Below are 19151 nucleotides of genomic sequence, written 5' to 3'. Positions count from 1 at the left end.
TGTCGGGTCGGCGTTTCAAATCCCTGTCGGAGATCGTGTCGTCTCCGTATTCCGGAGGATTTCAGAGGGTGGGGGGTGACGTCAAGCCGAAGATGAATTACGAGTCAGAATTCATTGTAGGAGGAAGTGCGGCCGACAAACGGCCCAAAAGTCCGCAAATGATCAATCTTTCGAGTTTCATCGCCTTTCATGCCCGGCGCACGCCGGACCGGCCCGCGCTGAAATATCGCGGCGAGGAGATTTCCTACGCGGCGTTCGATGCGCGTGTCCGAACGGTGGCGGGCTGGCTGGCCGCGCAGGGCATCGGCGCCGGCGATGTCGTGGCCGTGCTGATGAAGAACAGTGCGGCTTTCCTGGAGCTCGTCTTCGCCACCAGCCATCTCGGCGCGGTGTTCTTGCCGATCAACTTCCGCCTCTCCCGCGACGAGGTCGGCTACATCACCGGCAATGCCGGCGCACGGCTTCTGATCGTCGACGAGGAATTGGCTGCGAATGCCGCGGGCACAGAGGTTGTCGTGCTCGACGAGGCCGCGCAGCAGAGCCTTGCGCGTCTTGCTGGCGATGCGCTGCCCGCGCCGATGCATGTCCGCGCACCATCGGACCTGATGCGGCTGATGTATACCTCGGGCACGACCGACCGCCCCAAGGGCGTGATGCTGTCTTACGATAATTTCTACTGGAAGTCCGCCGACCAGACGATCGCGCTCGGCCTCAGCGCCGAGACCCGCCTTCTCGTCGTCGGCCCACTCTATCACGTCGGCGCGCTCGACCTGCCCGGCATCGCCGTGCTCTGGCACGGTGGTTTCATTCGCATCGAACGCAATTTCGAGCCGGAGACGGCGCTTGCAGCGATCGCCGAGGACAAGCTCAACGCAGCCTGGTTCGCACCTGTGATGACCAGCGCGATGCTCACCTGCCCGACGCGCGAGCGCTACGACGTCTCCAGCCTGCAATGGGCCATCGGCGGCGGCGAGAAAACGCCGGAGCTGCGCATCCGCGCCTTCGCCGAATATTTCCGCAACGCACGCTATATCGATGCCTATGGCCTCACCGAGACCGTCGGCGGCGACACCTTCATGGAAGCGGGCCGCGAGATCGAGAAGATCGGCTCGACCGGGCGTGCGATTGCCCATGTCGAGATCGAGATCCGCGACGAGGACGGCAAGGCCGTGCCGGCGAACGTTAACGGCGAGATCTGCCTGCGCGGACCGAAGATCACGCGCGGCTATTGGAAGGATCCGGACAAGACGGCGTCCGCCTTCTTCGGCGACTGGTTCCGCAGCGGCGACGTCGGTTATCTCGATGAGGATGGCTTCCTGTATCTGACCGACCGCAAGAAGGACATGATCATCTCCGGCGGCGAGAACATCGCCTCCTCCGAGGTCGAGCGCGTCATCTATGAATTGCCTGGGGTGCGCGAGGTCGCGGTGATCGGCCTGCGTGACGCACGCTGGGGTGAACGGCCGGTCGCGATCGTCGTGCTGACCGAGGGCGCCAGGCTCGAGCTCCCTGCTCTCACCGAGCACTGCCGCGCGCGGCTCGCAAGCTTCAAGGTGCCGAAAGAGCTGATCATCCGCGACAGCCTCCCGCGCAATCCATCTGGAAAAATTCTCAAGCGCGTGCTGCGCGCCGAACTGGAGACCGTGGCATGACGCAAGGCCCAGCCACCGCGAAAGTCACAAAGCTCAACCGCATCGAGCGCAACGCCTGGACCAAGCAGAAGATCTTCGAGGCCGCCACCAAGGTCGTCGGCAAGCATGGCTATGCCGAAGCCTCCGTCGCCCGCATCACCGAACAGGCCGGCGTCGCGCAGGGCACCTTCTACAATCATTTCGAGAACCGCCAGGAGCTGCTCGACCAGCTGCTGCCCAAGATCGGCCTCGACATGGTCGAGTTCATCCGCGTACGCACCGGCACGGCGGATGCGGCGCGGCAGGAGATCGAGCGCTTCGCCGCCTTCTTCGACTTCATCCGCGAGGTCCCGGAATTTTTGCGCATCCTCAACGAGGCCGAATTCTTCGCACCCATCGGTTACCAGAAACATCTCGACAACATCTCGGTCGCCTATGTCCGCATCCTCCGCCGTGCGCGCCTTGCCGGCGCCATCGCGGATTTCAGCGACGAGGAGTTCGAGGCGATCGTCCACATGCTGATGGGTGCGCGCGGCTATCTCAGCCGCCGCTACTCCTACTCGGCCGGCGGCGTCACCGCTGTGCCCGAGCACGTCATCTCCGCTTATCGCAAGCTGATGACGCGCGGCCTCTTCACCGGCTCCGGAGACCAGGACACGCCATGAACATTGAATCTCCGCACAGGCCGCTCGACCTTGCCTCGACCATCGCAGAAGGCGACATCCGCTGCCTCCTGATGGTGCTGGTGCATATGACCGGCGACGAGAAATGGCTCGCGGCGCCGTACTTGCCCAAGCGCGACATCCGCCTCATTCCCGATCCCGAGGCAGGCGTGCCCAAGGAAATCCAGGACGAGATCCGCGCCGCGGTGGTGAAGCTCTTCGCCAATGGCACGCCGAAGCCCGTCATCACTGATCCCGGCGACGAGCTGCTGCTGAAGATGATGCGCGGCTGCCTCGGCGAGAATGTCGCGCCGGAATACGCCCCGCTGATGCGCGAGGAGATGGGGTTTGTTGCGCGCGAGGCGCGTTGGACCAAGCAGCCATCGAGCGACAAGCTCGCGGAGCAGCACGTGCTGATCGTCGGTGCCGGCGTCTGCGCCATTGCGCTCGGCGTGGCGCTCGGTCATCTCGGCATTCCCTACACCATCGTCGAGAAGAACGCCGAGCTTGGCGGCACCTGGTGGATCAACCGCTATCCCGGCTGCGGCGTCGATACGCCGAACCATTCCTATTCCTATTCCTTCGGCTCCGGGAATGCATGGACCCGCTACTTCTGCCAGCGCGAGGAACTGCTCGGCTATCTTCAGAAGGTCGCCGACGAATACGGCATCCGCGAGCACCTGCGCATCAAAACCGAGCTGACCTCGTCGCGCTGGGACGAAGGCAAAAGGCGCTGGATCTCGACGCTCAAGACCGAGAGCGGCGAAGAGACCTTCGAATCCACCGCGCTGGTCTCGGCCATCGGCCAGCTCAACGATCCCTCCCGTGCACACTTCGAGGGCGAGGACAAGTTCACGGGAACGATCCTGCATTCGGCGCTGTGGTCCGATGACATCAACATCGACGGCAAGCATGTCGCCGTGATCGGCACCGGCGCGACGTCGATGCAGCTGGTGCCGTCGATCGCCGGCCGCGTCGCCTCGGTCACCGTCTATCAGCGCAGCGCGCAATGGGCGCGGCCGGTGAAGGGCTATGCCGATCCGATCAGCGAGGGTGCGCGCTGGCTGTTGGCGCATCTGCCTTTCTACGTGCAATGGTACCGCTTCAACATGTTCTGGCGCTATGGCGACGGCCTCTTGCCTTTCCTGCGCAAGGACCCGGCCTGGCCGCATCCCGAGCGTGCCGTCAACAAGGGCAACGACCGGCACCGCCAGGAGCTGACCGATTTCATCCTGTCGGAATTGCAGGGCCGGCCGGACCTGATCGAAAAATGCGTGCCGACCTATCCGCCCTACGGCAAGCGCATCCTGCTCGACAACAACTGGTTCAAGACGTTGACGCGGCCGCACGTGGAGCTCGTCACCGACGCAATCGACCATTTCGACCAGCGCGGCATCGTAACCGCCGATGGCAATCACCGCCCTGCCGACGTCATCGTGGTCGCAACCGGCTTCAAGGTGACGGAAATGGCGGCGCGCCTCAACATCAGCGGCCGCAAAGGCAAGGATTTGCGCCAGGCCTGGAGCAACGACAATCCGACCGCGTTCCTCGGCCTCACCGTGCCCGATTTCCCCAACTTCTTCTGCATGCTCGGCCCCAACTCCGGCCCGGCGCATGGCGGCAGCGTCATCTTCCAGTCGGAATGCCAGAGCCGCTACATCGCCGCCTGCCTCGCCGAAATGATCGAGCACGACGTCGCTGCCATCGACGTCCGCCAGGACGTGCTCGACGACTACGTCCGTAAGGTCGATGTCGAGCACGAAGCGATGATCTGGACGCACCCTGGCATGAGCACCTACTATCGCAATTCGAGTGGTCGGGTGTTTTCGGCGATGCCGTGGCGGTTCGTGGACTATTGGCGCATGACCCATGATCCCGATCTGCGGCAGTACAGGCTGACGAAGGCGTGAACGTTGATCGCTCGGCAGAACCGGTGCCCCCTCTCCCCTTGTAGGAAAGGGTGAGACATCCGCGTACGCCGCGCCGCTAAGCCGCCAGCCCACTCTCCATCGGTGCGAACTCCAGCCCGAGGCTCTCCGCCACCGCCTTGTTGGTGATGCGCCCGCGATGGACGTTCAGCCCATTTCGCAAATGCGGGTTTTCCAGCACCGCGGCAAAGCCCTTGTTCGCGAGCATCAGGCCGAACGGCAGTGTCGCATTGTTCAGCGCCTGGCTCGACGTCACCGGCACCGCGCCCGGCATATTGGCAACGCAATAGTGCACGACGCCGTCCACCTCATAGGTCGGGTCGGTATGCGTGGTCGCGTGCGAAGTCTCGAAGCAGCCGCCCTGATCGATCGCGACATCGACCAGCACGGCGCCCGGCCGCATCGACTTCAGCATCGCGCGCGTGACCAGCTTGGGGGCGCTGGCGCCCGGCACCAGCACCGCACCGATCACGACATCGGCGGTGAAGACCTCGTCCTCGACCGATTCGATGGTCGAGAAGCGGGTACGCACGCGTCCGGCAAAAAGATCGTCCAGTTGGCGCAAGCGCGGGATCGAGCGGTCGATCACGGTGACTTCGGCACCGAGGCCTGCGGCCATGCGCGCCGCCTGCGTTCCGACCACGCCGCCGCCGAGCACGACGACGCGCGCCGGCTGCACGCCGGGCACGCCGCCCAGCAACAGGCCGCGGCCGCCGGCCGAGCGCTTGAGCGCGGCGCCGGCGGCCTCGATGGCGAGTCGACCGGCGACTTCGCTCATCGGGGCGAGCAGCGGGAGGTGACCGTTCGCGTCCGTGACGGTTTCATAGGCGATCGCGGTGCAGCCGGAGGCAAGCAGGCCCTTGGCCTGCTCCGGATCCGGCGCAAGATGAAGATAAGTGAACAGGATCTGGCCGTCCCGGAGCTGGGCCCATTCGCTCTTCTGCGGCTCCTTTACCTTCACGATCATGTCGGACTTGGCAAAGATGTCGCGGGCGCTCTCGGCAATGGTGGCCCCTGCCCGCCGATACACCTCGTCGGATGCGCCGATGCCGCCGCCGGCGCCGGTCTCGACCGTGACCTGGTGCCCGGCCGCGACATATTCACGGACGGCGCCCGGGGTGAGCCCGACGCGATATTCCTGCACCTTGATCTCCTTGGGCACACCGACGCGCATCTTCCGGGCTCCTTTGCCGACGCCTTGATTCTGTTCCTCATCGTAGCGACGGGACCGGTTTGGTTTCGTGCAAATATCCGCTAGTTTCGGCAGGCGCGCGCCGGTTTCCGGCGCCAAGCTGCCCTTTCACGCTGGAAACGAAACATTGGCCCTCGACCGGAAAGACCTCGCGATCCTCGCGGAACTCACGACCAATGCGCGTGCCAGCCACACCGAGCTTGCCAACAAGGTCGGGCTCTCCAGCACGGCGCTGGCCCGGCGGCAGAAGGCTCTGGAGGACGAGGGCTACATCCAGGCCTACCAGGCCGCACTCGATCTCGCCCAGTTCGGCCTCACCATCACCGTGTTGGTCCGCATCGCGCTGGAAAGCCAGAGCGACGACGCGTTGAAGGCGTTCGAGGCGGAGGTGGTGAAATGCCCTTCCGTCGTGCGCTGCTTCCTGATGTCGGGAACCGACGACTACATCCTGATCGTGCTTGCCCGCGACATCCAGGATTTCGAGCGCATCCACCGCACCGAGCTGTCCCGCCTGCCGCGCGTCGCGCGCGTGCAATCGAGCTTTGCCCTGCGCGAAATCGTCAACCGCGCGGTGCCGACGGTGGTATTCGGCGAAGTGAAGCGCTGACCTCGTCTATCCGGTCGGGGGAATCGGTCTGGAACCAAGCAACGCGTCATCCGTTGGGCGCTATCGGCCAGCGGCGGCAGCGCATTCTTGCGTCACTTCCACTATTTGTCCAGCTCGGCCTTTCCGCAAGGAATTAGGATATGGCCGACACTACGATCCCCGAGCGCATTCTGATCAACCTCGTCGTCAATGGCGAAAGGCGCGCGCTTCAGGTCGTGCCGTGGACCACGCTTCTCGATGCGCTGCGTGACCGCCTGGAGTTGACCGGCACCAAGAAAGGCTGCGATCACGGCCAATGCGGCGCTTGCACCCTGCTGGTCGACGGAAGACGGGTCAATTCCTGCCTGACCCTCGCGGTCATGAAGGATGGCGCCGAGATCACGACGATCGAAGGCTTGGCCAGGGACGGCACGTTGCATCCCCTGCAACAGGCCTTCATCGACCACGATGCCTTCCAGTGCGGCTATTGCACGCCGGGACAGATTTGCTCTGCCGCGGGCTTGTTGGCCGAAGGTCGGGCGCGCGATGCCGACGAGATCCGGGAGTTGATGAGCGGAAATCTTTGTCGCTGCGGCGCATATCCCAACATCGTGGCTGCGATCGAGCAGGCGATGAGCCGGTCATGAATAATTTTCAGTATTCCCGCGCCAACGATGTCGCCGACGCGATCCGCCTTCTGGCCGCCGATCCTGGCGCAAAACTGATTGCCGGCGGGACCAATCTGATCGACCTGATGAAGGAGAACGTCGAACGCCCCTCGCGGCTGATCGACATCTCCCGCCTGCCGCTCCGCAACGTCGAGGAGACACCCGATCAGGGGCTGCGCATCGGCGCCCTGGTGCCGAATTCGGACCTTGCTTACCATCCGTTGATCGAACAGCGCTATCCCCTGCTCGCCAGCGCCATCCTCGCCGGCGCCTCCGCGCAATTGCGCAACATGGCTTCGGTCGGCGGCAATCTGATGCAGCGAACGCGTTGCGCCTATTTCTATGATACGACCACCCCTTGTAACAAGCGAGAGCCCGGCAGCGGCTGCTCGGCGATCGACGGTCTCAACCGCAACCACGCGATCCTAGGCGCCAGCAATTCCTGCATCGCGACCAACCCATCCGACATGAGCGTGGCGCTGGCCGCGCTCGGCGCGCTGGTGCACATCGCAGGCCCCACCGGTGAGCGCACCATCGCGCTGACAGATTTCCATCGGCTTCCAGGCGACAAACCTCACGTCGATACCAATCTCAGCACCGGCGAGATCATCACCGCGATCGGGCTGCCGCCGCGCGGCTTTGCCCGGAACTACAGCTATCTGAAGATCCGTGACCGGCTGTCGTACGCCTTTGCCTTGGTCTCGGTCGCGGCTGCGCTCGAACTGGAGGGCAACGCAATCAGCGAAGCGCGCCTGGCACTCGGCGGTGTGGCTCACAAGCCGTGGCGCAGGCTCGAAGCTGAAGCGGCGTTGCGCGGCCAGGCGGCAACGCCGGATCATTTTGGACGCGCTGCCGATCTGCTGCTGCAGGGAGCGGTCGCTGGTTCGCACAACGGCTTCAAGCTCGAACTCGCACGCCGGGCCGTCGTGCGTACGCTGATGCAGGCCGCAAGCGGCACACCACAGTCACAAGCTCACAAGAAGATCGCGTGAGGGACCGATGAACGGCTATGTCGGAACACCAACGTCCCGCGTCGATGGCCGGGCCAAAGTCACTGGCGCCGCCAAATATGCCGGCGAATTCGCGGCAGACGGCCTCCTCCATGGCTTCATCGTCGATGCCACGGTTCCGCGCGGGCGCATCGCTCGGCTCGACACCAGCGACGCGCTGAAGGTGAAGGGCGTGGTCGACGTGCTCACGCATACGCATCGCGTGGCCCTCGCCGACAAGGATGAGGCCTGGAAGGACGAGGTGGCGCCGGAGAAGGGTTCACCCTTCCGCCCGCTTTACGACGACAGGGTCAAGTTCAACGGTCAGCCAATCGCGCTCGTCATCGCGGAGGACTGGGAAACTGCCAAATTCGCGGCAACGCGCGTGCGTGTCGAATACGAGCAGGAGGCGTTTGCGACCGATCTCGAAACCGAACGCGGCACATCCGCCAATGTGGACCAGCCGCACAAGCCGCGCGGCGACGCCGCAGCGGCGCTGGCTGGGGCAGCGGTTCGCCATGAGGCCGACTACGTCCTCCCGACCGAGCACCACAACCCGATGGAGCTCTATGCGACGACAGCGGTCTGGGACGGCAGCGGCAGCCTCACGGTCTACGACAAGACGCAGGGCGTCCAGAACGTCCATAAATATCTCTGCGGCGTGTTCGACATGAAGCCGGAGGACATCCGCGTGGTCTCGCCCTATGTCGGCGGCGCCTTCGGCTCCGGCCTGCGGCCGCAGCACCAGGTGGTGCTGGCAACGCTTGCCGCCCTCGCGCTGAAGCGATCCGTTCGTGTCGTATTGACGCGGCAGCAGATGTATGGGCTCGGCTACCGGCCGATGACCATCGAGCGCGTCGCGCTCGGCGCAAAGTCGGACGGCACGCTCGATGCGGTCACGCACGAAGCCATTGCCGTCACCTCGCGCTACGAGGATTTCTCACGCAATGACACCGGCTGGGCGCAGCAGCTCTACAAGAGCCCCAACAGTCGCCTCTCCCACAAGCTCGTCCACCTGGACGTCCCCACCCCCTGCGACATGCGTGCGCCGGGCGCGGCAACGGGCGTCTGCGCACTCGAATGCGCCATGGACGAGCTGGCCGTCGCACTCAAGCTCGATCCGATCGAGCTGCGCCTGAAGTGCTACTCGGATCGCGACCAGAGCGAAGACCTGCCCTTCACCAGCAAGCAGCTGCGCGAATGTTACGCCCGTGGCGCGGAAGCCTTCGGCTGGGCCCGCCGCAATCCCGCGCCGCGTGTGATGCGCGATGGCAAGGACCTGGTCGGCTGGGGCATGGCGACAGGGGTGTGGGAGGCGCTGCAGATGCCGGTCGCCGTGCGCATCGTGCTGACCGCCAACGGCCACGCCGAGGTATCCTGCGCCGCGTCCGATATCGGCACCGGCACCTACACCATCATGGCGCAGGTCGCGGCCGACGCCCTCGGGCTGCCGATCGGGAATATCGACGTGAAGCTTGCCGATTCAACCCTGCCCCAAGCGCCCGTCGAGGGCGGCTCCTGGATGGCCGCTTCGAGCGCACATGCGGTCTTGGGAGCGGCCGAGGACATTCGCCAGGAGCTCGCGCGTCTGGCCAAGGCGATACCTGACTCGCCACTTGGCGGCCTCAATGCATCGGAAATGGTTCTTGTTGACGGCACGATTTCCAAGGCCGGCGACAAGAGCCGCGCTGTCTCGATCGCCGATGTGATGCGTCACGGCAAGCTCGAGCGGATCGAGAAGCAGAAGCTCAACCAGTTCGCGGAGGACAAGTCGCACGCCCGCAACACGCATTCGGCTGTCTTCGCCGAGGTGAAGGTCGACGAGGAACTCGGCGTCATTCGGGTCACGCGAGTCGTGAGCGCCGTCGCGGCCGGGCGGATCCTGAATACCAAGACAGGCCGCAGCCAGATCATGGGCAGCGTGGTCTGGGGGATCGGAATGGCGCTGCACGAGGAGACGGTCATGGACCACCGCTTCGGCCGCATCATGAACGCGAACATCGCCGAGTACCACATCCCGGTGAATGCCGATATTCACGACATCGACGTCATCTTCGTCGACGAGCCGGACGACCGAATCAACAAGCTCGGCGTCAAGGGTCTCGGCGAGATCGGCATCGTGGGCGTGCCTGCGGCAATCGCGAACGCCGTCTATCATGCCACCGGCAAGCGTGTCCGGCACTTCCCGATCACGCTGGACAAGCTGCTCGGCTGACCTGCCTTGTCATCCGAGCCATGCCTGGATCGGGTCAGTGTCATCCAGCTGTCATCGAATGTGTCGATGAGCTGTGTCTCTGGCACATTCAGGACCCGACATGGACTATTTCAAGCGCTTCAACTTCCTGTTCGCCGCACCAGTGTTCGACGCCGACGATCTCGAAGGCGTCCGCTTCAACCAGATCATCGAGGAGATCCAGCGCTCCGGCTTCGAGGTGGTCCGGGCGCGCAAGCTCGAGGATGCCGAGATGGCGGTGCAGACCGACGCCGCGATCGGCTGCATGGTGGTGGACTGGGGCAAGAAGGGCCTGGAGGGCAAGACCTCGGCGCTGATCAATTTGATGCGCCGCCGCGGCCTCGATTTCCCGATCATCCTCCTGATCCGGCGCAAGCGCTTCGAGGACCTGCCGGTCGAGGTGCTCGATTTCATCGACGGCTATGTCTTCCTGTCCGAGGAAACGCCGACCTTCATCGCCAAGAATCTAATCAGCCGGCTCAAGCAATATGCCGAAACGCTGAAGACGCCGTTCTTTGGCGCGCTGGTCGACTATGCCGAGGAAGGCAACCAGCTCTGGACCTGCCCGGGGCACAATGGCGGCGTATTCTACAACCGCAGCCCGATCGGCCGGGTCTTCGTCGAGCATCTCGGCGAATCCGTGTTCCGGGACGACCTCGACAATTCCGTGCTCGATCTCGGCGACCTCCTCACCCACGAGGGGCCGGCGCTGAAGGCGCAAAAGGAAGCCGCGCAGATTTTTGGCGCGGAGAAGACCTATTTCGTGCTCAACGGCACCTCGACCTCGAACAAGGTCGCGCTCGGCGCCCTCGTCACCGACGGCGACCTCGTGCTGTTCGACCGCAACAACCACAAGGCTGCCCATCACGGCGCCCTGATGATCAACGGCGGCGTCCCGGTTTACGTGCCGACCATCCGCAACGCCTGGGGCCTGATCGGCCCGATGCGCTGGGACGTGCTGGACGAGAAGACCTTGCGCGAGGCGATCCGCAATCACCCGCTGGTCACGGACAAGGAGGCCTGGCGCAAGGAGCGGCCGTTCCGCGTCGCCGTCGTCGAACAGTGCACCTATGATGGGACGATCCACAGCGCCGAGATGATCCTGAAGCGCATCGGCCATCTGTGCGAGTACATCCTGTTCGACGAGGCCTGGGCCGGCTTCATGAAGTTCCACCCTCTCTATGCCGGCCGTTTCGCCATGGGGCTGGCGAACCTTCCGCCGGAAGCACCGGGCATCATCGCGACGCAATCGACTCACAAGCAGCTTGCGAGCTTCTCGCAGGCCTCCCAGATCCACATCAAGGACCGCCACATCCGCGGCCAGAAGCGACGCGTCGAGCACCGCCGCTTCAACGAAAGCTTCATGCAGCACGCCTCCACGTCACCCTTCTATCCGCTGTTCGCCTCGCTCGACGTCGGTGCGCAGATGATGAAGGGCCGCTCGGGCGAAGTGCTGTGGGACGACACGATTCGCCTCGGCATCGAGCTGCGCAAGAAGATCCGCGCGATGCGCAGGGAGTTCGAAGAGAAAGAGCAGAATCCGGACCGGCGCTGGTTCTTCGAACCCTTCGTTCCCGACCGCGTCGCCATTCCCGATGTCGGCCGCCCGGGCGCCGTCCACAACGTCGCCTGGGAAACCCTCTCGACCGATGAGCTCGCCACCAACGCCGCGCTGTGGCAGCTCTCGCCCGATACCAACTGGCACGGCTTCCCCGGCATGGCCGAGGAGTTTGCCATGACAGATCCGAACAAGCTGACGCTGCTCACCCCCGGCTTCGACCGCTCAGGTGCCTATGCCGAGCACGGCATCCCTGCCCCCGTCGTGGCGCAATATTTGCGCGAGAACCGCATCGTCCCCGAGAAGAACGACCTCAACTCCCTGCTCTTCCTGCTGACCCCCGGCGTCGAGGCGAGCAAGGCCGGCACGCTGATCTCGGGCCTTGTCGCCTTCAAGAAGCTCCACGACGACAATGCACTGCTGGCCGACGTCATTCCGGAGTTCTATCAGCGGCGGCAGGCGCGCTATGCCGGCGTGCGCTTACGCGATCTCTGCGGCGAGATGCACCGGTTCTTCCGCGCCGCCGACGTCAGCGCGCTTCAGGCCCGGCAGTTCATGCCCGAGCACATGCCTGAGATCGCGATGTCGCCCCGCGATGCCGCGCGCTATCTGTTCAAGAACGATGTCGACTATTTGCCGATCGAGGCCATCGCGGGCCGCATCGCGACCACCCCTTTCGTGGTCTATCCGCCGGGCATCGCCACCATCGTGCCCGGCGAGCGGCTGACGGAACGGGCCAAGCCCATGGTCGATTATCTCAAGATGTTCGAAACCTGTTTCAACACGTTTCCGGGCTTCGACGTCGAGATCCAGGGCGTCTACAAGGAGATCGATGCCCAGGGGCGCATCGGGCTCTATACTTACGTCGTTGCCGAGTAGGTGCGAATGAACGAAACAGCGGCGCGCGCGAGTGACGAACCCGTCCTGGTCAGACCGTCACGCGACAGCGATGTCGAGGCGATGCTGGCGATCTACCGCCATCACGTCCGCAACGGCGTGGCGCGCGACATCGAGGGAACCGGTGCGCCCGAGCCGGACGATCTGCGCGACCGGCGCAAGAACCTCAGGCAGATCCGCCTGCCGCATCTGGTCGCGACGTTTCGCGGCGAGGTGGTCGGCTATGCCTATGCCGTGCTGTTCCGCAAGCGCCCGGCCTATCGCTACACGGCCAAGCACTCGATCTACGTCCACCACGAGCAGCTCGGCCGCGGGGTCGGACGGCTGCTGCTGCACGAGTTGATCGATGCTTGTGCGGCGGCCGGCTTCCGCCAGATGATCGGCTATATCGACGCCGACAACGCGCCCTCGCTGGCGCTGCACGAGAAGTTCGGCTTCGCGCGCGCCGGCCTGCTTTGCGGCGTGGCCTATCGCCACGGCCGCTGGTCCGACACCGTCATGGTGCAGCGATCGCTCGGCGCGGGGACCACGGCGCCCCCACCCCTCGTGGCGCCGGGCCGGTAGACCTCAGGACGGAAAGTCGGCCGCTCTCACATGGATGCGGTCGGCATGCAGCGACCAGTGATGCAGGGCCTGGTCTTTGCAGAACCTGGCCTTCGCCCGCTCCCTGGCCTCGTCCTCGTCGGAGGCGTCGATTTCCAGCGTACCCTGGCAAATCTCGCTCTGCCGGCCGTACTCGCCGAGCACATCTTTCATGAACTTGACGACATAGGTTGACATGGGACCTCCCTGCTGCCCCGGCCGCACTCTAATCCCATTTAAGCCGGACCGGGGAAGGAGATTTTGACGCGGATCAAGGACCGGCAAGGTTCCCGCCGCCCATCCAGGCAGCAGTCCGCCCTCATGTGGTGATGTCGAGAAGCGACTCTGTCGTTTCCGCGTAAGCCTGAATGACTTTCGCATTGGCAATGAAGCTGTACTTGGCTGCCGCCAGTTGAACGAATTCGCTGGCGATATCGACATTCGGCGCTGCGACCAGCCCATCCTGGTTTGCGAAGGGAGCGCTTGGGTCGGATTGCGCGGTATAGCTCGGCGATACCGTCGACACCTTCGCGATCGTGCCGCCCGGCGTTTGGTCGACCTGGTCGACGCGCAATGGCACGTAAGCCGCGGGAAATGTCGGAGCAATGCCCGGACTGCCTGTAACGGCCGATGGGCTCGACCCGCCCGACCCCGGCAGCGGGCCGGTCGTTTGAACATTGGCGATGTTGCTCGCGGCAACGTTCACGCGCAAACTCGCCACCGAAAGTCCGGATGTCGCAATCGAAAATATGCTCATGGACTTTCAACTACAGGACAACTGATACGCGTTCACTTACCCGCTCGATAAGATGCGGCGCTTTGCCTTTCCGTCGTGGTAACCAATGATCGGAGCGCGCTGAGCCTTCGCGCCCTACCCCGGCGTCACGCCAAAAGCCTGCTTGAAGCGCTCCGCATAACGCGGCCAGACCTCGGGATTGATGATGCGCGGCGGGCGCCTGCCGTCGAGCGTGTCCAGCACCTGCTCGGCCGCGATCCGCCCCATGTTCTGGCGCGCTTCGATGGTCACTCCCGCGGTGTGCGGGCTCGCCAGCACGTTGTCGAACTGGAGCAGCGGATGCTCCGGCGGTGGCGGCTCCTTGGACCAGACGTCGAGGCCGGCACCGGCGATACGCTTGTCGCGCAGGGCCTGGAGCAGCGCATCCTCGTCATGGATGAAGCCGCGCGCCGTGGTGATGAAATACGCATGCGGCTGCATCAGCCCGAACTCGCGCGTGCTGATCATGTTGCGGCTGCCCTTGTCGAGCGGACAGGAGATCGAGACGAAATCGGCGCGGCGCAACAGCTCGTCGAGCTCGACCTTCTCGCCGCCCCGTTCGGCCATCACTTCGGCCGACAAATACGGGTCGTAGGCCAGCACCTTCATGCCGAGCAGGCCCTTGCACAGCGCGGCGATGCGGCGGCCGACATTGCCGAGGCCGATGATGCCGACGGTCTTGTGCTCGACCTCGTTGCCGACCAGATCATTGCGGTTGACGTCGCGCTCGCGGCGCAGGCGGCGGTCGGACTGGATGATGCGCTTGGACAAGGTCAGCATCATCGCCAGCGCGTGCTCGGCAACCGAATGGGCATTGCCGCCGGACTGGTTGACGACCAGCACGCCCGCATCCGTGCAGGCCTCGACGTCGACAGGGTCGAAGCCCGCGCCATTGCTGGAGACCAGCAGCAGGTTCGGCGTCCGCTTCAGGAAGGTGGCATCGACATGGAAATGCGGGGCGAGCTCGTCCCGGGCGGCACCGATCTGGTAAACGTGCGCCGCATTCAGGATCGGCGCGTAGACATCTTCGGGACTCCCGTTCTCGATGCGGTCGAGCCGAACGTCGGGCCGCGCCTTCAGGATGTCGACATAGATCGGATTGGCCAAATAATTGGAGTAGAAGACGCGCTTGCTGTTGACGGACATCAGGACCCTTCCGGCTCTCCAGGGAGATCCGCAAGGTCGGCGCGATGCGCGCCCGTCCGTGCCCCCTCCCGTTTTCTCGTTGTCGCCGCTTATGACATGGCGGCGCCGACCGCGGCAGGCCGTCCAGCGCAGATCACGGTGCGGCCCGGACATGTTGACAATCCCGCCTGCTCCGTCAAGTTCGACCGATCGCCGCGACGGCCAGAACCAAGAAGCATGCGCGGCCCAAGAAAATACGCCAAGGGAGAACGCAATGGCGATTGCGGAACAGCAGACGCAGGGACAGGCGTCCGGTGACCAGAGCTGGCACGGCATCGTCCTGCAAACCCTGAAGCGCAACGAGATCAGCCTCATTCCCTACGTGCCCGACCGGGTGCTGACGCCCCTGATCAAGAACCTGCACGCCGATCCCTTCTTCACCACCTTCGCCACCGCTCGCGAGGAGGAAGCCGTCGGCATCGTCTCGGGCGCCTGGATGGGTGGGCGGCGCGGCGCGGTCCTGATGCAGACCTCCGGCTTCGCCACCCTCGCCAATGTGCTCGCCTCGCTCGCGGTGCCCTACCAGATCCCGCTGATCATGTTCGTGTCCGAGCGCGGCACGCTCGGCGAGTTCAACTACGGCCAGTCGCTGGTCTGCCGCACCATGCGTCCGGTGCTGGATTCGCTGGCGCTGGAGCACCACACCATCACCCGGCTCGACGAGCTCGAATTCATCGCCGACCGTTCGATCAAGCAGGCCGTCACGACACAGGCGCCGGTGGCCCTGATCCTCAACCCGCTGCTCACCGGCGGCAAGGTTTTCGACAAGTGAGCGCCGCCATGAACACTGGCAATACCAAGGTGATGAACCGGTTCGATGTGACCTCGCGCCTAATCGCAAAGCTCAAGCACGAGGAAGCCGTGATCGGCGGCATCGGCAACACCAATTTCGACCTCTGGGCCGCCGGGCATCGCCCGCAGAATTTCTACATGCTGGGCAGCATGGGGCTCGCCTTCCCGATCGCGCTCGGCGTGGCGCTGGCGCAGCCCGACCGCCGCGTCTTCGCGCTCGAAGGCGATGGCTCGCTGTTGATGCAGCTCGGCGCACTCTCGACGATCGCGACGTTGAAGCCGAAAAACCTCATCATGATCGTGATGGACAACGGCATCTATCAGATTACCGGCGCACAGCCGACACCCGCGGCCAGCGTCGCGGATATCGTTGCCATCGCCGCAGGCTCCGGCCTTGCGAATAGCGCCTGGGCTGCGGACGAGGAGGATTTCGAGCGCCTGGTCGATACGGCGATGTCCGCCGCCGAGCCGAGCCTGATCGCGGTCCGCATCGACGACAAGCCGGGCGTCGGCACCACAAGGCGCGATCCCGTACAAATCCGGGAGCGCTTCATGCACGGGCTTGGCGTGCGCGAGCCGCTTTAACTTTTTGTCATTAACTACACAGCGATCTGATGGAGGGACTGTACCGGCCCGCTGCCAATCTGTGCTAAGCGAACCGGATGTCCATTTTGATCCGTTCCTTTGCCTGGCTGCTCGCGGCCGCCGTTACTTTCGCCACCCTCGGTCCCCCTGGCCTGCGGCCCCATTCCGACCTCGGCCAGGACGGCGAACACGCTCTCGCATTCATCCTGGTAGGGCTGGCCTTCGGCCTTGCCTATCCGCGGCGGCGCCTGCTGGGCGCGGGGGCCGCAGTCGTCCTGATTGGCGTGCTCGAACTGATGCAATTTTGGGCACCCGGACGCCACGCCCGGCTGGAGGATTTTCTGGTCGACGCGCTGACGGCCTGCCTTGGCTTTGCGCTCGCGGCGATCACCGATTGGGTTGTGACACGCTTTCTCGCAAGCCCCTCTGCAGCAAGCGAAAGCCCCGCGGAGTAGAACTCCGCAGGGCCCTTTTCTCTCCACGCCTGTGGTCGGCCTGGATCAGTCGATGATCTTGACGACGCGACGCGTGCGCGGTTCGACGATCACGCGGCGATCGTTCACGACCGCATAGCGATACTCGGTGTAGTTCGGTACGGGGCGGAGCACCACGGTCGGCGGCAGCGGCTCGCCCACCACGACGCGCTCCTCGACCACGACGGAGTCACTCCGCGGGATTCCGCCCAGCACCGCATTCGGAATCTCGAGGCCGGCTCCGACGGCCGCACCAACGGTGCCGCCAACCATCGCGCCGATCGGTCCGCCGATGTCGCCACCAGCACGCGCGCCGTCCCTGGCGCCTTGTTCGGTCGTCGACTGAGCAAAGGCTGCGCTCGACGCCAGCAGCGACGCTGCAGCCAACGTAATCGCAAGACGGGTTTTCATGTTGTTTTGTCTCCAGTGATTGTCCTGCGCCTTCAACCGCGGGGCCGGAGCATTGTTCCGGTTCCCCCGTGTCGAAGAGGCTTCAAAACTGGAGACTGTTACCGCGTAACAATTCAGGCCGCCGCGATCTCGTGGCCTGCCATCAGTTCCAATGCCCGCACCATCGCGGAATGATCCCAGCCCTTGCCGCCATGCGCGGTGCAGGCCGAGAACAATTGCTGCGCCACCGCCGTGCTCGGCAGCGACAGGCCGAGCGTGCGCGCGCCCTCGAGCGCGAGATTGAGATCCTTCTGGTGCAGCTCGATGCGGAAACCAGGATCGAAATTGCGCTTCACCATGCGCTCGCCGTGCACTTCGAGGATGCGCGAGGAGGCAAAGCCGCCCATCAGCGCCTTGCGCACCAGCGCCGGATCGGCCCCGGCTTTGGATGCAAATAACAGCGCCTCGCTCACCGCCTCGATCGTCAGCGCGACGATGATCTGGTTGGCAACCTTCGTCGTCTGCCCGTCGCCATTGGCGCCGACGTGAGTGACGTTCTTGCCCATCTTGTCGAACACCGGCTTCATGGTGCCAAAGGCCCGCTCCGGCCCGCCAACCATGATGGTGAGACTCGCCGCCTTGGCGCCGACCTCCCCGCCCGACACCGGCGCGTCGAGATAATCCGCCCCGAGCGCCTCGATCTTCTTGGCGAACTCCTTCGTCGCCAGCGGCGAGATCGAGCTCATGTCGACGACGATCTTGCCTTTCGAGATACCGCTCGCAACACCATCCTTGCCGAACAGCACCGCTTCCACATGCGGCGTATCCGGCACCATGATGATGACGGCATCCGCGCCCTCCGCGACTTCCTTGGCCGACTTGCAGGCGATGCCGCCCGCGGAAATCAGCTCAGCCGCAACCGGCGCAACATCGTGCAGGAGAACACGATGGCCAGCGCTAAGGAGATGGCCGGCCATCGGCCGTCCCATGGTGCCAAGTCCGATGAAGCCGATGTTGGTCATGTCTCATTCCTCCAGATTTAGGCTAAGTCGATCCACAAGCTCGGTGCACCTCTCCCGCTTGCGGGGGAGGTCGGCGCGTAGCGCCGGGTGGGGGCTCTATCCGCTTGGGGTCTTTCAGCGCATCTCGATCGAATCTTTTCGCGGAGATACCCCCACCCCAGCCCTCCCCCGCAAGCGAGAGAGGGAGCGCACCGTCGCTGTGGGTGCGTTCTCAGGTCTCAAAGGTCTGCGCGGCGTGCCAGGACAGCCCTTCCAGCGTCGTGGTGCGCGGCTTGTATTCGCAGCCGATCCAGCCGCGATAGCCGATCGCGTCGAGATGGCGGAACAGGAAGGGATAGTTGATCTCGCCGGTGCCGGGCTCGTGGCGGCCCGGATTGTCGGCGAGCTGGATGTGCGCGATCTCAGGCAGATATTCCTGCATGGTGCGGGCGAGATCGCCCTCCATGATCTGCATGTGATAGATGTCGTACTGGACGAACAGGTTGTTCGACCGCACCTCGGAGATCAGCTGTATCGCCTGCTCGGTGCCGTTGAGGAAGAAGCCGGGAATGTCGAGCGTGTTGATCGGCTCGACCAGCAGCTTGATGTTCTCGCGCGCCAGCGTCGAGGCCGCAAAGCGCAAATTTCCCACCAGCGTCTCGTTCAGTTCGCGCGGATCGGCATTCACAGGTGCAATACCCACGAGGCAATTGAGCTGCTCGCAATCGAGCGCCTTGGCATAGTCGATGGCGCGAAACACGCCGTCGCGGAATTCAGCGGTGCGATCGGGCAGGATCGCAATGCCGCGCTCGCCCCCTGCCCAATTTCCGGCCGGCAGATTGTGCAGCACCTGCGTCAGACCATGGGCTTCCAGCTGCTCGCGCAGCTGCGCCTTGTCGAAATCATAGGGAAAGAGATACTCGACCCCGGAAAAGCCCGCCGCCTTCGCCGCTGCGAAGCGGTCGAGGAACGGCATCTCGTTGAAGAGCATGGTGAGGTTGGCGGCGAATTTCGGCATGATGAG

At 64.3% G+C, this 19151-nt stretch carries 19 protein-coding genes; 12 read left to right on the top strand and 7 right to left on the bottom strand.

Annotated elements, in window-relative coordinates:
• Nucleotides 1-158 precede the first annotated feature (158 nt).
• The 3 genes from A3AS_RS0101795 to A3AS_RS0101785 are packed head-to-tail and all read left to right on the top strand — an operon-like array spanning nt 159 to nt 4203.
• Nucleotides 159-1652 carry an AMP-binding protein gene (locus A3AS_RS0101795; protein WP_026201570.1) on the top strand — a complete coding sequence of 498 codons (1494 nt, stop codon included), beginning with the start codon at nt 159-161 and terminating at the stop codon, nt 1650-1652.
• On the top strand, nt 1649-2296 hold the full coding sequence (locus A3AS_RS0101790) for a TetR/AcrR family transcriptional regulator (RefSeq protein ID WP_018315891.1): 648 nt from the start codon (nt 1649-1651) through the stop codon (nt 2294-2296). The genes A3AS_RS0101795 and A3AS_RS0101790 overlap by 4 nt, the downstream gene beginning before the upstream one ends.
• Nucleotides 2293-4203, top strand: a complete 1911-nt coding sequence (locus A3AS_RS0101785; protein WP_018315890.1) for an NAD(P)/FAD-dependent oxidoreductase — start codon at nt 2293-2295, stop codon at nt 4201-4203. The genes A3AS_RS0101790 and A3AS_RS0101785 overlap by 4 nt, the downstream gene beginning before the upstream one ends.
• 76 nt (nt 4204-4279) lie before the next feature.
• On the opposite strand, the gene ald is transcribed toward A3AS_RS0101785, so the two are convergent.
• Nucleotides 4280-5395, bottom strand: a complete 1116-nt coding sequence (gene ald, locus A3AS_RS0101780; protein WP_018315889.1) for an alanine dehydrogenase — start codon at nt 5393-5395, stop codon at nt 4280-4282.
• A 145-nt stretch (nt 5396-5540) separates the two neighbouring features.
• On the opposite strand from ald, the gene A3AS_RS0101775 reads away from it, so the two are divergent.
• The 6 genes from A3AS_RS0101775 to A3AS_RS0101750 all read left to right on the top strand — a co-directional run bounded on the left by A3AS_RS0101775 (nt 5541) and on the right by A3AS_RS0101750 (nt 12908).
• A complete protein-coding gene (locus A3AS_RS0101775) occupies nt 5541-6020 on the top strand; it encodes an Lrp/AsnC family transcriptional regulator (protein ID WP_026201569.1) in 480 nt (159 codons plus the stop codon).
• Between the two features lie 140 nt (nt 6021-6160).
• Complete coding sequence (locus A3AS_RS0101770) at nt 6161-6646, top strand: (2Fe-2S)-binding protein (RefSeq protein ID WP_018315887.1); 486 nt, start codon at nt 6161-6163, stop codon at nt 6644-6646.
• Nucleotides 6643-7659, top strand: coding sequence for a xanthine dehydrogenase family protein subunit M (locus A3AS_RS0101765; RefSeq protein ID WP_018315886.1), 1017 nt, complete (start codon nt 6643-6645; stop codon nt 7657-7659). The genes A3AS_RS0101770 and A3AS_RS0101765 overlap by 4 nt, the downstream gene beginning before the upstream one ends.
• A 7-nt stretch (nt 7660-7666) precedes the next feature.
• Entirely contained in the window at nt 7667-9871 is a 2205-nt protein-coding gene (locus A3AS_RS0101760; protein ID WP_018315885.1) for a xanthine dehydrogenase family protein molybdopterin-binding subunit, read from the top strand.
• A gap of 100 nt (nt 9872-9971) precedes the next feature.
• Entirely contained in the window at nt 9972-12326 is a 2355-nt protein-coding gene (locus A3AS_RS0101755) for an Orn/Lys/Arg decarboxylase N-terminal domain-containing protein (protein ID WP_018315884.1), read from the top strand.
• A gap of 6 nt (nt 12327-12332) precedes the next feature.
• Nucleotides 12333-12908, top strand: a complete 576-nt coding sequence (locus A3AS_RS0101750) for a GNAT family N-acetyltransferase (RefSeq protein WP_018315883.1) — start codon at nt 12333-12335, stop codon at nt 12906-12908.
• 3 nt (nt 12909-12911) lie between these two features.
• On the opposite strand, the gene A3AS_RS0101745 is transcribed toward A3AS_RS0101750, so the two are convergent.
• The 3 genes from A3AS_RS0101745 to A3AS_RS0101735 form a co-directional block, all read right to left on the bottom strand.
• Nucleotides 12912-13124 carry a hypothetical protein gene (locus tag A3AS_RS0101745; protein ID WP_018315882.1) on the bottom strand — a complete coding sequence of 71 codons (213 nt, stop codon included), beginning with the start codon at nt 13122-13124 and terminating at the stop codon, nt 12912-12914.
• A gap of 121 nt (nt 13125-13245) precedes the next feature.
• Entirely contained in the window at nt 13246-13683 is a 438-nt protein-coding gene (locus A3AS_RS0101740) for a flagellar basal body rod protein FlgC (protein ID WP_018315881.1), read from the bottom strand.
• 114 nt (nt 13684-13797) lie between these two features.
• Nucleotides 13798-14847 carry a hydroxyacid dehydrogenase gene (locus A3AS_RS0101735; RefSeq protein ID WP_018315880.1) on the bottom strand — a complete coding sequence of 350 codons (1050 nt, stop codon included), beginning with the start codon at nt 14845-14847 and terminating at the stop codon, nt 13798-13800.
• Between the two features lie 253 nt (nt 14848-15100).
• On the opposite strand from A3AS_RS0101735, the gene A3AS_RS0101730 reads away from it, so the two are divergent.
• The 3 genes from A3AS_RS0101730 (at nt 15101) to A3AS_RS0101720 (ending at nt 16718) form a co-directional block, all read left to right on the top strand.
• Nucleotides 15101-15658: a thiamine pyrophosphate-binding protein gene (locus A3AS_RS0101730; protein WP_018315879.1), complete on the top strand. Its 558-nt coding sequence runs from the start codon at nt 15101-15103 to the stop codon at nt 15656-15658.
• 8 nt (nt 15659-15666) lie between these two features.
• On the top strand, nt 15667-16263 hold the full coding sequence (locus A3AS_RS0101725; protein WP_026201568.1) for a thiamine pyrophosphate-dependent enzyme: 597 nt from the start codon (nt 15667-15669) through the stop codon (nt 16261-16263).
• Between the two features lie 77 nt (nt 16264-16340).
• A complete protein-coding gene (locus A3AS_RS0101720; RefSeq protein ID WP_018315877.1) occupies nt 16341-16718 on the top strand; it encodes an antibiotic resistance protein VanZ in 378 nt (125 codons plus the stop codon).
• A 45-nt stretch (nt 16719-16763) separates the two neighbouring features.
• On the opposite strand, the gene A3AS_RS0101715 is transcribed toward A3AS_RS0101720, so the two are convergent.
• The 3 genes from A3AS_RS0101715 to hyi form a co-directional block, all read right to left on the bottom strand.
• Nucleotides 16764-17147: a DUF1236 domain-containing protein gene (locus tag A3AS_RS0101715; RefSeq protein ID WP_018315876.1), complete on the bottom strand. Its 384-nt coding sequence runs from the start codon at nt 17145-17147 to the stop codon at nt 16764-16766.
• A 113-nt stretch (nt 17148-17260) separates the two neighbouring features.
• Nucleotides 17261-18148, bottom strand: a complete 888-nt coding sequence (locus A3AS_RS0101710; protein WP_018315875.1) for a 2-hydroxy-3-oxopropionate reductase — start codon at nt 18146-18148, stop codon at nt 17261-17263.
• 211 nt (nt 18149-18359) lie between these two features.
• The gene (gene hyi, locus A3AS_RS0101705) at nt 18360-19145 is read right to left on the bottom strand and encodes a hydroxypyruvate isomerase (RefSeq protein ID WP_018315874.1); all 786 of its coding nucleotides are present in this window, start codon (nt 19143-19145) and stop codon (nt 18360-18362) included.
• Nucleotides 19146-19151: the final 6 nt, after the last annotated feature.

Source organism: Bradyrhizobium sp. WSM2793 (assembly GCF_000379585.1).
Taxonomy (GTDB): domain Bacteria; phylum Pseudomonadota; class Alphaproteobacteria; order Rhizobiales; family Xanthobacteraceae; genus Bradyrhizobium.
This window is presented reverse-complemented; position numbering and strand designations above follow the sequence as displayed.

Bases quoted from the DNA above. Each gene is read 5' to 3' on its own strand.
- A3AS_RS0101770 (WP_018315887.1), top strand. From the start codon at position 6,161: ATGGCCGACACTACGATCCCCGAGCGCATTCTGATCAACCTCGTCGTC.
- A3AS_RS0101760 (WP_018315885.1), top strand. From the start codon at position 7,667: ATGAACGGCTATGTCGGAACACCAACGTCCCGCGTCGATGGCCGGGCC.
- A3AS_RS0101750 (WP_018315883.1), top strand. From the start codon at position 12,333: ATGAACGAAACAGCGGCGCGCGCGAGTGACGAACCCGTCCTGGTCAGA.
- A3AS_RS0101795 (WP_026201570.1), top strand. From the start codon at position 159: ATGATCAATCTTTCGAGTTTCATCGCCTTTCATGCCCGGCGCACGCCG.
- A3AS_RS0101765 (WP_018315886.1), top strand. From the start codon at position 6,643: ATGAATAATTTTCAGTATTCCCGCGCCAACGATGTCGCCGACGCGATC.
- A3AS_RS0101745 (WP_018315882.1), bottom strand. From the start codon at position 13,124: ATGTCAACCTATGTCGTCAAGTTCATGAAAGATGTGCTCGGCGAGTAC.
- A3AS_RS0101735 (WP_018315880.1), bottom strand. From the start codon at position 14,847: ATGTCCGTCAACAGCAAGCGCGTCTTCTACTCCAATTATTTGGCCAAT.
- A3AS_RS0101715 (WP_018315876.1), bottom strand. From the start codon at position 17,147: ATGAAAACCCGTCTTGCGATTACGTTGGCTGCAGCGTCGCTGCTGGCG.
- hyi (WP_018315874.1), bottom strand. From the start codon at position 19,145: ATGCCGAAATTCGCCGCCAACCTCACCATGCTCTTCAACGAGATGCCG.
- A3AS_RS0101740 (WP_018315881.1), bottom strand. From the start codon at position 13,683: ATGAGCATATTTTCGATTGCGACATCCGGACTTTCGGTGGCGAGTTTG.
- A3AS_RS0101785 (WP_018315890.1), top strand. From the start codon at position 2,293: ATGAACATTGAATCTCCGCACAGGCCGCTCGACCTTGCCTCGACCATC.
- ald (WP_018315889.1), bottom strand. From the start codon at position 5,395: ATGCGCGTCGGTGTGCCCAAGGAGATCAAGGTGCAGGAATATCGCGTC.
- A3AS_RS0101755 (WP_018315884.1), top strand. From the start codon at position 9,972: ATGGACTATTTCAAGCGCTTCAACTTCCTGTTCGCCGCACCAGTGTTC.
- A3AS_RS0101710 (WP_018315875.1), bottom strand. From the start codon at position 18,148: ATGACCAACATCGGCTTCATCGGACTTGGCACCATGGGACGGCCGATG.
- A3AS_RS0101725 (WP_026201568.1), top strand. From the start codon at position 15,667: ATGAACACTGGCAATACCAAGGTGATGAACCGGTTCGATGTGACCTCG.
- A3AS_RS0101730 (WP_018315879.1), top strand. From the start codon at position 15,101: ATGGCGATTGCGGAACAGCAGACGCAGGGACAGGCGTCCGGTGACCAG.
- A3AS_RS0101790 (WP_018315891.1), top strand. From the start codon at position 1,649: ATGACGCAAGGCCCAGCCACCGCGAAAGTCACAAAGCTCAACCGCATC.
- A3AS_RS0101720 (WP_018315877.1), top strand. From the start codon at position 16,341: ATGTCCATTTTGATCCGTTCCTTTGCCTGGCTGCTCGCGGCCGCCGTT.